Source organism: Deltaproteobacteria bacterium (assembly GCA_019308995.1).
In the GTDB taxonomy this organism is placed as follows: Bacteria; Desulfobacterota; Desulfarculia; order Adiutricales; family JAFDHD01; genus JAFDHD01.
This window is the reverse complement of record JAFDHD010000013.1, coordinates 15,782-31,112: the sequence shown is the minus strand read 5'-3', so window position 1 is coordinate 31,112 and position 15,331 is coordinate 15,782. Positions and strand designations below refer to the sequence as shown.

Sequence of the window (15,331 nt, the reverse complement as noted above, 5' to 3'; positions counted from 1 at the left end):
TTACCCCTTGATCAAAGATTCTTTAAGATTTTCAAGTTGCGTTCTGACGCTGCCATCCAGGGTCAGATCCCCAACGTAGGCCACGATCCCGCCGATAATCTCCGCGTCCTGTTCGACCTCAAGCAGGATCGTCTTGCCTGTCATCTCCTCCAGGATCGTTTTAACCTGTCCGTGGATGGCCTCCGGAAGGGAGGTCGCCGTAACGATTGTCGCCCGTTCTACATTGTTGACCTCATCAACCAGCCGCTGATAGTAACTACTAATGGCTTCAACATGATTGATACGGCCTTTGTCCATAAGCAATCCCACGAGGTTTTGAACCACCTGGGACAAACTCATCTTTTCCAGGATCAAATCCAGGATCTGACGGCGGCTGTCATATGGGTAAAGGGGGTTCGTCAGCGCTTCCGCCAAGTCCCGCCTGGTCATGAGCCGGGCAAAACCGGATAATTCCTCACCGTACCGTTCAAAATTCTGGTCCTCCCGGCCAATGGCCAGCAAGGCTTTGGCATACCGTCGCGCTACAGTCTGGCTGATCAATTGGGCACCACCTTCTCAAGATATTCTTCCACCAGACGTTCCTGGTCTTTCTCATCAATATTATTCTTAATCAGATCCTCAGCCTGGGTGGCAGCGATTTCAGCGATCTCGCGCTTGAGGTCCGCTTTGACTTTCTGGATTTCCTGCTGAATGGCAATCTGAGCCTGTTGCTGGATCCGGGAAGCGACTTCCTGAGCAGTAGCAATGATCTTCTCCTTCTCCTTCTCGCCTTCCATAATGTATTCAGCGACCACGGCTTCCCGCTCTTTATCAAGCTCACTCAGCTTGCTCTCCAGCTTCAGATACTGTTCTTCGGTTTCGGCCTTTTTGAGTTCCAGGTCCGACAGGGTTCTGGCTATCTCTTCACGGCGATTGCGAAAGAACTGACCGGCGGGTTTCCGGAGCACAAACACCAGGATTGCCGCCAGCGCCACGAAGTTCATAATTCGAAATACAAGATCCCAGACCTTGTCCGCGGTCACTCCCTCGTGTTCTTCCTCGTGCGCTTCTGCTGCGGCCTCTTGCTCACCAGACCCTGCTTCTCCGGCCATAACCCGGCTCACAGACGGGCCGAAAAAACAGAGCGCCAGGGTCAGGATAAGAACTAGAAAAAGGGCGTAACGGCTGAAGATTCTAAAACTGCTCATGAGAGGCTCCTTCCGAGGATCTTTTGGGCTAGGTCGGCCGAAAAGGCCTCAAGGTCAGCCTTAAGAGCCTCCCGGGCCACAACGATCTCCTCAGAAATCTGCTCCCTGATCTTGTGCAGCGCTTCCTCAGCCCGGGTATTGGCCTCGTCGAGGACGCGCTTCTCCTCCTCCAAACCCTGCCCTTTTACTTCTTCTTTTTTGCTGAAGCCTTCCTGCCTGGCCTCATCAATTCGCGCTTCAATCTCGATCTGCCGATTTTCGGCCTTTTCGATCAACCGTTCGATGTCTGACTCAAAACCATCAATCTTTTCCCGGCGCTGTCTGAGTACCCCCTGAATCGGCCTATAGAGCAGGTAGTTAAGAACGAGGAGCATCAGCAGGAAATTGACCACCTGAATGAATAGTGAAGCATTGATCTCGATCATGGCCGGCTTGTCCTCTAACTGATTGTCTTTACGATAAAAATTTTTCTCTGGGGATGATATCTTGTGTCCGTGGTTCTTATTACAAAGCCGCGTCCTGATACCCCGCGGTTTGTCTCGTGTCTTTTACCTTATTTACCAAATGATGTCAATTTTAAAAATTTTTCAGGCTGAAAGGCGATTCGCCTGCAGGAACCCGAAACGGGTGGTTGGATGGCGAGAACCTCAAATCAATTCATGATCAGCTTGGCTCTCTCCTTCTTTACTGATCAGGGTAATGGTCTTGTCCACACCCTCACCTTCGATCACCTCGGCCATCTCACAATTCCCTTCAAAGACCACGCCTTCATCAATGGTCAGGACCGAGGAGACAATATTGCCATAGAACTTGGCCGGGGCATGGAACTCAACCCGATTTCTCGCCTTGATATTGCCATGGACTTCACCGCTGACGATAACGGTCTCCACATTGATTTCCGCATTCACATGGGCTGTCTCGCCTATAATCAGGGTGCCACTGGAATGTATTTCACCGGAAAACCGTCCATCAAGACGAATCACGCCCTCAAAGGTAAGCTGGCCTTGAAACTCAGTGCCCAAACCTATAAAAGCGCTGATATCCTTGCCAGATGTCAGGCTTCGGAGCGCACCTTTTCTTCTCACGGTCTGACCTCCTAATCATCCGCCGGGGACAGAGATTTAGTCAACAGGCTGAAAACTTACCATACAAATCATGTATAAACAAGAAAAATTTCACATGTTCTGAAAAAGGAGGCAAGGTCATTTCTGGAACATGAACCGGCGCATACTGATGTTTAGAAGCAGACCGATGGCGATGAAGATGGTTACCAGGGAGGAACCCCCGTAGCTGATGAATGGCAGGGGGATGCCTACGACCGGCATTAACCCAATGACCATGCAGAGGTTGAAAAAAACCTGCCAGAAGATAAGGAGCACCAGGCTCACGCCGAGCAGGGCCCCGAATCGGTCCTGAGACCGGCTCACAATCCGAAGCCCCCATATCATAAAAAGGAAAAACAGGCCCAGAAGGACAAAAGCGCCCACAAATCCCCATTCTTCAGCAAAAACCGAAAAGGCAAAGTCCGTGTGCTGCTCGGGCAGAAAGCGCAGATGGCTTTGCGTGCCTTTCATGAAACCCTTACCCCAGGTCTGACCAGAACCAACCGCAATCTTGGATTGAATAATATGATACCCGGCTCCCTGAGGGTCTTTGGCCGGGTTGAGGAAAGTCATGATTCTCTGTTTTTGATAGGCCTTAAGAAGCGACCAGATAAACGGCAGGGCCGCGGCCACGCCGGAGGATAATATCAGCAGGGCATCCCAGCGCACCCTCAAGAAAAGAATCACCGATAAGCAGACAATAGCCAGATGCAGGGCGGTTCCCAGATCCGGCTGTTTCAAGATAAGCAAAAAAGGCAGTCCGGCCAGGAGCATGGGCACGGCCAGGTCCCTCAGTCTCAGGCCTTCCGGATAATCTCGCCGGGAAAAGTAGCGCGCCAGGGCTGCCAGCACGAAAAGCTTTACCAGTTCCGATGGTTGGAAGGAAAAAACCCCCAGGTCCAGCCAGCGCTGGGCACCCGAAACGGCCCGACCGGAAAATAAAACCAGGATCAGCAAGACAAGGCCGAGGGCGAAAAGCAGGTAGGCCGCTCGCTCCAATTGATGGTAATCGAAGATGAGCATGACCAGGAGAGCCGGGATCCCCAGGGACAGCCAGTAAATCTGCTTGAGGTAAATCGGCACGCCGCCGATCTTGAACCCGGAAGAAGCGCTGTAAAGATTCAGGATGCCCAATCCGGCCAGGATCAAGACCAGGCAGAGAAGTATCCAGTCAAAGTTCTGAATGAGACGCCGGTCAAACATCATGACTTTATATCCTTACAGGAACCGCAAGACCACGGCATTGCTCTTAACACTCTCACCGCCCAGGCGGCTTGCTGTCGGCGATTATCTGCTCCTTCGCCTTCTTGGAGAAAAAGACTTCCAGGACCTTATTAGCCAGCGGGGCGGCGGCTGAACCGCCGTGACCGCTGTGTTCGGCGATTACGACTAGGACAATCCTCGGCTCTTTGACCGGGGCGAAAGCGACAAACCAGGCGTGATCGCGATGTTCATAAGGCAGGTCCTTCTCCTTGACCCTGGAGTTGCCCATGGCCACCACCTGGGAGGTGCCGGTCTTGCCTCCAACGGTTATATTTTTTAACCGTGCCCGTCTTCCAGTGCCTCGAGGCTCGTTTACCACTCCGCAAAGGGCCTTCTTGATCAGGGCCAGGGTTTCAGGCTTGAAATCCAGGCGCCGAACAACCTCTGGGGCAAAGATTTTAATGACCCTGTTCTCGGCATCTGTGATTCGTTTGACCAAATATGGCCGGTAAAGGATGCCGCCGTTGACCATGGCAGCCACCAGCCGTGCCATTTGCAGGGGTGTAACGAGATTATAGCCCTGCCCAATGATTACCGAAAGATTTTCTCCCTGATACCAGGGGGTCTGAAAGCGTTTCTTCTTCCAGGCCCTGGTTGGGACCAGGCCGGGCTTTTCATTGCGCAGGCCAACATCGGTTCTCTGCCCCAGACCCAGGGCCCTGGAATAATAAGCCAGCCGGTCAATGGCTATGTGGCGGCCGATATTGTAAAAATAGACGTCACAGGATTCAACCAGGGCTCGGTGCAGTGCCACCCGGCCGTGACCTCCCTTGCGCCAGCAGCGGAAGACCCGGTTGCCAAAGGGGTAGCCGCCGGTGCAGGTCACCGTTGTTTCGGGGGTTATAATCCCTTCTTCCAGGGCTGCCGCGGCCGCCACGATTTTAAAGGTTGAGCCTGGCATGTACTGCCCGCTGATGGCTCGATTCTCGAGCGGATGCAAGGGATTGTTCACCAGTTCTTGCCATTTTTGGGGAGTGATTCCCCGGACGAAATCCTCCTGAGAAAAGGTTGGGCAGGAGGCCATGGCCATGATTTCGCCCGTACGGGGGTCCAGGGCGACGATCGCTCCGGCTTTGCCTTGCAGGGCCTGCTCGGCCGCGTGCTGCAACCGGGAGTCCAGGGTCAGATAGAGATTATGGCCTGGAACGGGCCGGACCTGTTTGATGACCTTGAGCACCCGGCCGGAGGCAGCCACTTCGACCAGGCGCCAGCCTCGTTTGCCATTGAGAAATTTTTCATGTTCCTTCTCAAGGCCGTACTGTCCGATGAGGTCTCCCATGCGGTAAATTCGATATTTTTTCAGCTTTAACTGGTCCGGATTCACCTCACCCAGGTAGCCGATCACATGAGCCGCCAGCCCCTCGTGCAGGTATTTACGCCGGGGTTTGACCTGGATGACGATCCCGGGCAGCTCATAGCGGTGGGTTTCCAGGGCCACCAGTTCAAACCTGCTCAGGTCTGATCGAATTTGAGCCGGTTTGAACGCCGGCTGAGACCGGGCGGCGTCAAAGCTCTCCTGGAGCTCCTCCGGAGGCAGTTTTAAAAGACGGATCAGCCGGGTGCTCAAGGAATCAAAATCAGGCACATCCTCCCGAACGACCGCCAGGTCAAAGGCCGGATGGTTGTCCACCAGAATCTGACCGTGACGGTCCAGAATCAAACCGCGGGTCGGGAGGATATCCTGAACCCGTGTGCGGTTACTTTCGGACAGCATCCGAAACTCAGGGCCTTTAATGACCTGCAGGTACCATAACCGGATCAAAAGGAATAAAAAAAGAAGAAAGAGGACAAAGGTCAACTGGACGGGGCGGGATTTGAAGTCTTCCGGTTCCTCGGAAAACGGACTCCTTGAAGTGCTCACACCTCTTCCCCTGCTTGCTGTTCGTATGTAAATTTGATCAGTTCAAAAAACCTAAAGAAGATCGGGCTGACCAAGGCCGTGACCAGGACCGATATCGCTTGAGCCGCCAGAAACAGGGTACTTGAAGAGGCAAGGATGACATCGAGCGGCCAGCCGTAAAGGGAGAGAATGCTCCAGGCCATAATCTCAGCCAGAAGAGCAAAAAGGAAGATGATCAGCATCTGATACAGGGCCGCGGCCGGATCCAGCTTCTGGCGAATCAGAACGGCCAGGGCGAAGATTGAAAGGTAGATGATGGTAAATAAGCCGGCAGGCCCGCCCGAAGCGGCATCCGTTAAAAACCCAAAACACAGGCTCAGGATCAAACCGGCGGCCAGAGGGACGGCTATGCCTAAATAAACGATGAGAATCAGAAGCAGGTTGGGTCTAAAGTGACCAGGGTCCAACCAGGTCCAGACCGTGGTTTCGCAAATCAGGAAAGCAAGGCCCAATAAGAGATAAACCAGGGCCTCTTTCAAAGGGATGGATGGAGCACGAACCCGTGTTTCCATTAAAGCAGGCGATCCTCCTTGAGGATGACAATTACCTCTTCCAGCTTGTCAAAATCCACGGCCGGGGCCACATCAACCTCCAGAAATAAACCATGATTCATCTTTCTGACCCGGGTAACCGTCCCCAGCTTCAGACCTTTGGGGAAAACGCCCCCCAGACCTGAAGTAATCAGGACGTCGCCTTTTTTCAGATCATCATGCTTGAGCACATACTTGAGCTCGCAGATCCTGGCCGACTTTCCGGTAAGGACGCCCCGCACGCGCGTGCGCTGAACCAGGGTGTCTATAGAGCTGTTGTAGTCTATCAAAAGCAGAACCTTGGCGTAATGCGGGGACAGCCCCACGATTCGGCCTACGATCCCTGCATCAGCAACCACCGGCATGCTAATCTTCAGCCCATCCGCTTCCCCGCGGTCAATGACGATTGTCTTGAACCAGGCCTTGGGGTCCCACGCCACGACCTGCCCCCCGACCACCGGCAGGTTGTGAGAGGTCTGGAAATTCAGCAGATGCTTCAGGCGCCGGTTGGCCAGACCGGCCTCTCTAAGGCGGTTGATCTGAGCTCGAAGCCGATCCACGGTCTGATGCAGTTTCTGATTCTCTTCCTGAGCGTTGATGAGATAGAAATAGTCTCGCCAGAAATTTTCAACAGCCGAAGCAGACACGCTCACCATGCTTTGGAACGTCGCGACTAGCTCCAGGGTCAGGCTTCTTGGCTGGAAAACGTTCTTCTGCCCTCCAGCCCAGCGAATGAAAATGGACAAAAAAAGCACGAGAAGGGTTATCAGGAGAATCGGACGCCAAAACCGTGACATAAAACAAGACTCAACGCCTTCCGATTTACGCCAGCTTCAGGAAAGACAGCCGGGATTTCTTATTTGACCATAACCTCCTTGAGGATGGCCAGATTATCCAGGGCCTTGCCCGAGCCCAGGACCACGGTCGAGAGGGGATCTTCGGTGATTGTAATCGGCAGGTCGGTCTGTTCACGCAGAAGCACGTCTAGATTCCCGAGCAAGGCTACACCTCCGGTCAGAACGATACCCTTATCTACAATATCAGCCGCCAGCTCGGGCGGGGTCTGCTCCAAGGCAATACGTACGACCTCGACGATGGTATCAATTTGCTCGGTGATAGACTTGCGGACCTCCTCTGAATCAATGGTGATCGTCTTGGGAATGCCGCTGACCAGGTCACGGCCCTTAACGTCGTAGGTCGCGACTTCCTTGCCTGGATAGGCCACTCCAATGGTCATCTTGATCCTTTCAGCCGAGCGTTCGCCAATGAGAAGGTTATATTGGCGTTTTATATGCTGGATGATGGCCTCGTCCATTTTATCGCCCCCGACCCGGACGGACTTTGAGAAGACGATGCCTGCCAAGGAAATAACCGCAACCTCGGTCGTGCCGCCGCCGATGTCAACGATCATATTCGAGGTGGCCTCTGTAACCGGGAGGCCGGCGCCGATAGCCGCGGCCATGGGCTCCTCGATAAGATAAACCTCTCTCGCTCCGGCCGATTCAGCCGATTCCCGCACCGCCCTTTTTTCCACCTGAGTGATACCGGAAGGGACACAGACGATAACCCGCGGCCGGACCAGGGTGCGCCGGTTGTGAACCATACGAATAAAGTGTCTGAGCATGGCCTCGGTGATCTCGAAATCAGCGATAACCCCGTCCTTGATGGGACGAATGGCGACGATGTTGCCCGGTGTTCGACCAACCATCTTCTTGGCCTCTGTCCCCACGGCCAAGACCCTTTTCCCGCCCCGGGCGTCATTCCGTACGGCTACAACTGAAGGCTCACACAGGACAATACCCCTACCTTTGACGTAAACCAGGGTATTGGCTGTGCCCAGATCAACGGCTAGGTCATTGGAAAAAACTCCTAATAATGGATCAATTAACATGGCACCTGACTCCATAAAAATTGGACAGTATCACTATCTAAGTCGGCCGAAGTAAGCTCCAAGATTAATAATCTCACGCTAGCAGAAAAAAAAGAAAAATTCAAGGATAATCACCACCAAATCAACCGATATCCTCTTGACATATATTAGATCGAAACTTTAGTATCGGCCATGCTGATTTTCAGTGACCTTCCCGCACTCGTCAAGGTCTCTCTGGCCTTCGGTCTGATCCTGGCCACTCATCGGCTCAAGATTCACCTGAGCCTGGGTCTCTTCCTGGGGGGCGTGGTCCTGGGACTGCTTATGGACCTTTGGCCATCAGTCATTCTGACGACCGTACTAAAAAGCCTGGCAAACTCCATGGTCTTCTCCCTGCTTATGATCGTGGCCCTCATCCTGGTGCTGAGCCGGCTCATGAGCGACTCCGGCCAGCTGGACCGTATGGTCACCAGCTTTACGAAAGTCACTCACAATGCTAGAATTGTGACGGCCGTCATGCCGGCCATGATTGGCCTCTTACCCATGCCCGGCGGTGCGCTGTTTTCCGCACCCATGGTCCAGGCCGTCAGCCAGGAGTCTGAACTGGACGCCAATCTGAAGACAGCTATCAACTACTGGTTCCGTCATATCTGGGAATACTGGTGGCCCCTTTATCCGGGCGTAATTCTGGCCGTCGGCCTGCTGGAGGTTCAGACCTGGCGGTTTATTATGTTTCAATCTCCCCTGACCTTGTTCGCCATCGGCGCCGGATTCATTTTCCTCCTGCGGCGCATACCCAAAGTCAACCCTTCCGGCCGGAAAAGGAACGATAATTCAAACGCCTGGCGGGTATTTCTGAAAGAAGTTTCCCCGATTCTTCTGGTGGTACTGGCTGTTCCAGGGGTGGCCCTCATAGAACTGAGCACCGGCCTGCACCTGCCTCCCCTGACCTCGGTTTTCCTCGGCCTGGTCCTCGGCCTGGCCTGGGTCATCGGTCAGAACCGCATCCCGGCCGGCCAGGTACTGAGGGCCGTTATGAACCGGTCCATCCCGCCCATGCTCTTTCTCATCCTGGGCATCATGGCCTTTAAAGGGGTGCTGGTCGAAAGCCGGGCCGTGGATCAGATTCACGCCGAGATGATTCAATACGGCATCCCGCCCCTGCTGGTCGTCCTGCTCATGCCCTTTTTGTCCGGGTTCATCACCGGCATCTCTATCGGGTTTGTCGGCGCCTCCTTTCCCCTGATCGTGCCTTTGCTGGCCCATTACCAGGGGATGGACTACATGGCCCATGCCTTTCTGGCCTATGCCTTCGGATTCATGGGTATGATGCTTTCGCCGGTCCACCTCTGCTTCCTGGTGACCCGGGACTACTTCAATGCGAACATGCTCAAATGCTATAATCTTCTGGCAGGCCCGGCCGCGGTATTCCTGTTATGCACCCTGCTCTTTTTCGGGTTTTTTCAAATGATAAATTAATCCTGGTGCAACGCGGGCGCTGGTCCAAAGTCGCCAGATGTTCACCAGCCTCGGAGGTTAGCAGGAAGAGCGACCGGCTAGCCTCATTCTCAGTTCGAGCTCATCGCTTTGCCAGGCTGTCCAGCAACCATAACGCCTTCCAGGGCCAGGCGCAGGGTCTTCAGCCCTTCTCGCACCTGTCGGCGGCTGGGTTTTGACAAGTTGAGCCAGGACCAAAGAGGAACCCTGTCCAGAATAGGCTGCGCTTCGACCACGTCCCTGAACCGGAATCGCCTGGGGCCGGCCTTAACGATCAGTCGGCCGGTGAGGTGAGAATACCGTACTTTTTTTATTCTGTCGCGAGGCAGGAACAGCTTCTCCACGGGCGAAGTCACGGTCATGCCTTCAGGAGTGATCTCAACGTAGTACCCTTCGCTGCTCCTCAGCCACATGAGATAGAGCAGGCCCAGCCAGGTTGGAGTCAGAAGGACCAGAACAAGACCCGCGGCCTCAAGGCTCAGGGTGACGTAAACGACCGCGGCTTCGAGAACCAGCTTGAGCAGGGTTGGGGCCTGGATAACCTCAGCCTGGTATTTCTCCACGAACCAGGGAAACGCATAAAAGAAGCCGGCCGCCAACACCGCGACCTGGACAAGGAGAATGAAACCGGCCTTGGTCCGCGACCACCGGCGGCGCGACAGAAAGAAGGTCCGGCCAGCAGGAGCTTCCCGCCAGCGCGGCCCTCTGAAGGCAGAGGCCATGTGATAACCAAAGCCGTCAAAAAGCGTGTACATGACCGGGACCACCACCAGGGTCAGGAGAGTGGCAAAGGCGATGCCAAAAATGATGACCACGCCCAGGCCTTCCCACATTTTGTCCGTAATGGTCAGAGTGGCCAGCCCGCCCATGGTGGTCAGGGTTGTGGAGATAATGGGCCGCAGGCGATCCTGACCGGCGGTCATGATAGCCTCATACACACCATTGCCTTCCCGGCGCTTGCGGTTCGTGCGGTCCACCAGGATGATGGAGTCATTGACCACGATTCCGGTCAGGCCGACCAGGCCGATAAAACTCATGATCGAAAAGTTGTTACCTGTAACCAGGAGCCCGACCACGGCCCCGACTATGGAAAGAGGCAGGGCGACCATAATGGCAAAGGGTTGAAAGAAGGAATTGAACTGGGCCACCAGGATGGTCAGGATAATGATAAAGGCCACTATATAGGCCAGCCTGAGGCTGGCAAATGACTCCTCGGTTTCGGTAATATCACCGGCGTATGAGAAAGAATACCCAAAAGGCAGTTTATAGCCAGCCAGCCTGGCCTGCAGGTCCCGGGTAATCTCCACCGCGGAACGATCCTGGTTCTGGGCGGTGATCCTCACGACCCGCTGGCGGTCAATATGGCGCAGGACGTTTATGCCAGGCCCCTGGGTCACTCTGGTGAAGTTGGACAGAGGCACCAGGTTCCCGCTCAGGGATCGAACCCGGATTTTATCCAGCATCTCCACGCTGGACCTGGACTCCGGGGAGAACCTCACCATGAGGTCGTACTTTTTGGAAATATCCTCTTCGTCCCGGAACTCCTTTATCTTCAGCCCGGCCGTGGCCCCCCGCAGGCTCTGGGACACCGCGGTCAGGGGTACAGCCAGGGCGGCGGCCGCCCTTCGATCCACCTCAACTTTAAGCTCGGGAGCGGCATTTGTGAAGTCATCCTTTATCTCCACCGCCCCGGGTATCTGCGCCAGAATTTCTTTCACCTCCGTGCTGATCCGTTGAAGGGTGGTCAGGTTATTGCCAAAGATCTTGAGGTTAATGGGACTGCCGGTCGGCGGTCCCCATCGAATCGGCCTGTATCGTATATCGGCCCCGGCGATGGGGTCCAGCATGGGTCTGAGGCGCTGCTTGATTTCTTTGTCTGAGAGCCGTTTGAATTCCTTGCTGTCCAGCAGTTCGACCGTGATCTCGGCAAAATTGGACTGGGTTCCGCCAAAGGAGAATTCAAAGGCGCTCTGTCCCCTGTGTCCGATGGTGGAGACGACCCGCACCGCTTCTGAGACGTGCTCATTGACAATCTTTTCCACCTGCCGGGCGATATTATCGGTGACATCCACCTCTGTTCCCGGAGGCGTATTGATGGTGATATAGATATAATCAAAGTCCGCCTCAGGGAACATTTCGAGCTTGATGATCTTTAAGCCGAAGACGGCGGCTACGGAGGCCAGGGCCAGGATCACCAGCAGCACCACAGCGAGGCGGTGATTTAAGGCCAGGACCACGAAGCGAACATAGAAGGCCTTCAAGCGCTTGAGGTCCTCCTCCGGCCGGACCACTTTCCCTTTTTTAACGGTCTGTTTCATGAAGCGGGACAGGATCAGTGGATTGGAAACAAGGGCCACGATCAGGGAGGAAAAAAGGGCGATGGCCACTGTCTTGGGCATGAAGCCCATGAACTTTCCCATCATGCCGCTCATGAGGAGCATGGGCAGGAAGGCGGCGATGGTGGTCAGGGTGGCGGAGATGACCGGAAGCGCGATCTCAGAGACGCCGTCAATAACGGCGGTCAGGCGGTCCTTGCCCAGTTGATAATGGTAGTAGGCGCTTTCCACGACGATGATGGCGTTGTCCACCAGAAGACCGATACACAGCACCAGGGAGAACCGGACCATATCGTTGTTGCTCAGGCCGAAGATATTCAAGAGGATGAAGGTGATTAACAGGGAAAGCGGGATGGCGAGGGAGGTGATGATCGAGTTGCGAAGCCCCAAGGCAAAATAAAGCACGATAATCACGACCACCAGGCCCGAGAGGGCCGAATTGGTCATGGCCTTAAAACCCTGCTTGATGTATTTAGACTGATCCGCGGTTACAACCGAGTACACGCCGACCGGGAACGTCTTTTCCAGCTCCTTGACCCTGTCACGAATTTTTTGCGCCGTTTCAAGGATATTGGTGCCCGGTCTTTTCTTGACCGCGATGGAGACCGAGGACTGGCCCTGGACCCGGGAGTAGGATATGTCCTCCTCATGCCCGTCCACGATCTCAGCCACGTCACCCAAAAAGACGACGCGATCGCCCCGTTCGATCAGGGGAACGCGGGCATAAGCCGAGACCTCTTTGATCTCGGTCAGGGTGCGCAGGACATACTTCCGGTTGGAAATCGTGATCTGCCCGCCGGGAATGGAGATGTCAGACTTGCCAATGGCGTTGGCCACGTCCAGAATGGTCAGGCCATACTGGTTGAGGCGATCCGGGTCTAGATAAATCTGAATCTCCCGGGTCAAACCGCCGACCACATCCGTGTCAAGGACCTCGGGCAGCAGCTTAAATTCCTCCGCCACGTCCTCGGCCAGACGCTTCATCCTGATGGGGTCCAGGTCACCCACGATCGAGACGATCATGATCGGTATCTCTGAGAAATTAATCTCCTGGACCTCCGGTTCCTCGATCCCGCTGGGCAGAAGCTTCCTGGCCCGGCTCACCTTGTCCCGGACTTTCTGGAGCATCTCTTCCACGTCGGCGTCCACGTCAAACTGCACGACAACGATTGAAGCCCCGGAAGCAGAAAAGGAACTCAGCTCCTTGATGTCCGAGATGTCGGCGATCGCTTCTTCAAGCGGGTTCGTGACCAGGCTTTCGACTTCATTAGGGGAGGCCCCGACATATGGGGTGATGACAATGGCCACCGGCACGGCTATTTCCGGATTCCCTTCCTTGGGCAGGTTCTGGTAGGCCACCACCCCCGCGACTACCGGGAGGATGACAGAGAGCAGCGTAAAGATACGGCCGTATCGTATGATAAAGCGAATAAAATTCATTGGTTCTATTTCAATCCCGATGCGGTCACAGTGACCCTGGAACCGGATTTGAGGTAGTTCTGGCCTTTGACCACCAGTTTATCGCCCACGGTTAGGCCTTCAACAACCTGGACCAGATCGCCTCTGGTCAATCCAAGTTTGACGCGTCTCTTTTGCGCCTTCTGATCCGAATCCAGGACAAAGAGCTCGGCCCCTTTTTCTCGATACAGGACCGCGCTCTGGGGGATGAGGATCACGCCGTTCAGGACCTGAGTCGTGAGGTAAACCCGGGCGGATAACCCTGCTTTCAGAGTCAGGTCAGGGTTCTCAACCAGGATCTCCACACCAAAGGTATTGGTCGCAGGATCGGCGGTAATGCTGATTCGGTCCACCCGGCCTTTGAACATGCGGTCCGGGTAAGCCTCGATCTTGACCTGCACCGGGTCTTCCCGATCAAGATGGACATAGTCCCGTTCGGCAAGATGAACCTTGACCCGCACCCGGCTCAGGTCCACCAGGGTCATCAATGGCACTCCGATTCCAATCATCTGACCGACTTCAATATGACGCGTAGCCACCAGGCTGGAAAAAGGGGCGGCCAGCCGGGTTTTTTTCAACCTTTGTTTCGCGATCTTAACTCCAATTTTGGCCCGGACTTCCTGGGCCTGAGCCGACTTGAATTCGGCCTCAGCTTTTTCGTAACTGTCCGGAGAGATGACCTTCCGTGGCAGGAGTTTCTTGGCCCGCTGAAAGGCCTTGGCTGTGGCATATAACCTTGCCTGGACGGCAATCAGGTTGGCCTCGGCCTCTTCATAAGCCAGCCTATAATCCACAGGATCAATCTTGATCAGAAGCTGACCGGCCCTGACCCTGTCCCCCTGATCAACCGCATAGCTGGTGATCAAGCCCGGAACTTCTGCTGTCACAGTCACCTGCCGATTGGGATAGAGACGGCCCACGGCTTCCACCACCAGAGGCAGTTTCTGGTTGTGTATTTCCATCACCTGCACAGGTATAGGCTTCTCCACCCGAGCCGAAACAGGCTTTGAGGCCTTCTCCTTGGCCCGGACCGAGAAAAAGCCAGGTATAAGTACTGCTGGCAAAAGGATAAAAAAAAGGATCAAAGACCTGGCTTTCATTGACATGCTGATTCACCGCCTAAATCACCGGTCACTGCGTTATACTCAACCGCTAATTGGGATTGAAATATGTGAAATTCATTATTAGCGATAATATAGTTTTTCCCAGATACTTGAAATAAAAAAATTCAAATCTCATAAAACCATTTCCCAAAGGCCCGTTTTCCTGCTTGTTGGTCACTTTCAAGTTATCCTCGCATTGGCGTCATCAAGTCCGCCGACTTGACACCTCTCCCTTTGAATGTTACCGATATACTTGAAAAAAGGGGTGCCTCTATGAACGAAAAACAAGCTCATCAATACCTGGCCGACCGCGTGGGTATCAAGCCCGAGTTGATTCCATATTTTATTGAACTTCAGCGTGACAAGACCATTCTGAACCCTTTTCTACCCGCTTCGGTTCGCCAGCTGGGCCGGGTCATGAACCTCAAGCCCGGCCAGCGCATCCTGGACCTGGCCTGTGGTAAGGCCGGTGTCTCCCTGCCTCTGGTGCTAATGTATCAGGTCAATCTGGTGGGCATAGACATCCTGCCTGAGTTCGTGCGTGAGGCATGGTCCCGGGCCGAAGTCTCAGGGTTATATCATCTTTGCGACTTTATCACGGCTGACGCCGCCCAGTTCGCTGCCAAGACCAAGAGCAGGTGGGACGCGGTCCTCATGCTGGGGGCCTCTCCAATCTGGGAAGGATTGGAAGGCTCCTTAAAGGTTCTGCCAGGTCTAGTTTCCCCGGGCGGTCACCTGGCTATTGGTGAGCCATATTACCAGCCAGGGGCCAGCAGAAAAATAGATAATCCTTTCATGATGAAGGAAGAGACCACGGCCTGTATGGAGAAGGTCGGTCAGGTGATCGAGATTATTGACGACGGTGACGAAGGCTGGCAGGCTTATATCGAACCTGAAAGGAAAGCCATCGCTAAACTTCGGGCAGACAACCCTGACCACGACGAACTGTGCAGGCTTCTGGATATTATGATCGAGGATCAAACCTGGGAGGTCGAAAACCTGGGCTGGGCGGTCTGGGTTATTAAGATAGAGCTATAGAGGATGATCCAACTTTTAACGTAAGAGACGGTTTAACCCACCTAGC

Annotated in this window: 13 protein-coding genes; 2 read left to right on the top strand and 11 right to left on the bottom strand. The window is 54.4% G+C overall.

Features of this window, described 5'->3' with window-relative positions; all coding sequences use genetic code 11:
- The 9 genes from atpH to JRI95_04335 all read right to left on the bottom strand — a co-directional run bounded on the left by atpH (position 1) and on the right by JRI95_04335 (position 7,874).
- Positions 1-540: an ATP synthase F1 subunit delta gene (gene atpH, locus JRI95_04375; GenBank protein MBW2060781.1), complete on the bottom strand. Its 540-nt coding sequence runs from the start codon at positions 538-540 to the stop codon at positions 1-3.
- Positions 537-1,187 (bottom strand): ATP synthase F0 subunit B, encoded by a 651-nt coding sequence (locus tag JRI95_04370; GenBank protein ID MBW2060780.1) that lies wholly within the window; start codon positions 1,185-1,187, stop codon positions 537-539. The genes atpH and JRI95_04370 overlap by 4 nt, the downstream gene beginning before the upstream one ends.
- Positions 1,184-1,612 (bottom strand): ATPase, encoded by a 429-nt coding sequence (locus JRI95_04365; protein MBW2060779.1) that lies wholly within the window; start codon positions 1,610-1,612, stop codon positions 1,184-1,186. Before JRI95_04365 ends, JRI95_04370 begins: the two co-directional genes overlap by 4 nt.
- 222 nt (positions 1,613-1,834) lie before the next feature.
- On the bottom strand, positions 1,835-2,245 hold the full coding sequence (locus JRI95_04360) for a polymer-forming cytoskeletal protein (protein ID MBW2060778.1): 411 nt from the start codon (positions 2,243-2,245) through the stop codon (positions 1,835-1,837).
- 144 nt (positions 2,246-2,389) lie between these two features.
- A complete protein-coding gene (gene rodA, locus JRI95_04355) occupies positions 2,390-3,493 on the bottom strand; it encodes a rod shape-determining protein RodA (GenBank protein ID MBW2060777.1) in 1,104 nt (367 codons plus the stop codon).
- Between the two features lie 55 nt (positions 3,494-3,548).
- Entirely contained in the window at positions 3,549-5,414 is a 1,866-nt protein-coding gene (gene mrdA, locus JRI95_04350; GenBank protein ID MBW2060776.1) for a penicillin-binding protein 2, read from the bottom strand.
- The gene (mreD, locus tag JRI95_04345; GenBank protein MBW2060775.1) at positions 5,411-5,965 is read right to left on the bottom strand and encodes a rod shape-determining protein MreD; all 555 of its coding nucleotides are present in this window, start codon (positions 5,963-5,965) and stop codon (positions 5,411-5,413) included. The genes mrdA and mreD overlap by 4 nt, the downstream gene beginning before the upstream one ends.
- A complete protein-coding gene (gene mreC, locus JRI95_04340; protein MBW2060774.1) occupies positions 5,965-6,780 on the bottom strand; it encodes a rod shape-determining protein MreC in 816 nt (271 codons plus the stop codon). Before mreC ends, mreD begins: the two co-directional genes overlap by 1 nt.
- 59 nt (positions 6,781-6,839) lie before the next feature.
- On the bottom strand, positions 6,840-7,874 hold the full coding sequence (locus tag JRI95_04335; GenBank protein MBW2060773.1) for a rod shape-determining protein: 1,035 nt from the start codon (positions 7,872-7,874) through the stop codon (positions 6,840-6,842).
- A gap of 171 nt (positions 7,875-8,045) precedes the next feature.
- On the opposite strand from JRI95_04335, the gene JRI95_04330 reads away from it, so the two are divergent.
- Positions 8,046-9,332, top strand: a complete 1,287-nt coding sequence (locus JRI95_04330) for a DUF401 family protein (protein MBW2060772.1) — start codon at positions 8,046-8,048, stop codon at positions 9,330-9,332.
- Positions 9,333-9,421: 89 nt separating this feature from the next.
- On the opposite strand, the gene JRI95_04325 is transcribed toward JRI95_04330, so the two are convergent.
- On the bottom strand, positions 9,422-13,126 hold the full coding sequence (locus JRI95_04325; GenBank protein MBW2060771.1) for an efflux RND transporter permease subunit: 3,705 nt from the start codon (positions 13,124-13,126) through the stop codon (positions 9,422-9,424).
- 5 nt (positions 13,127-13,131) lie between these two features.
- Positions 13,132-14,250, bottom strand: a complete 1,119-nt coding sequence (locus JRI95_04320; GenBank protein MBW2060770.1) for an efflux RND transporter periplasmic adaptor subunit — start codon at positions 14,248-14,250, stop codon at positions 13,132-13,134.
- A 270-nt stretch (positions 14,251-14,520) separates the two neighbouring features.
- On the opposite strand from JRI95_04320, the gene JRI95_04315 reads away from it, so the two are divergent.
- Positions 14,521-15,285, top strand: coding sequence for a class I SAM-dependent methyltransferase (locus JRI95_04315; protein MBW2060769.1), 765 nt, complete (start codon positions 14,521-14,523; stop codon positions 15,283-15,285).
- Positions 15,286-15,331: the final 46 nt, after the last annotated feature.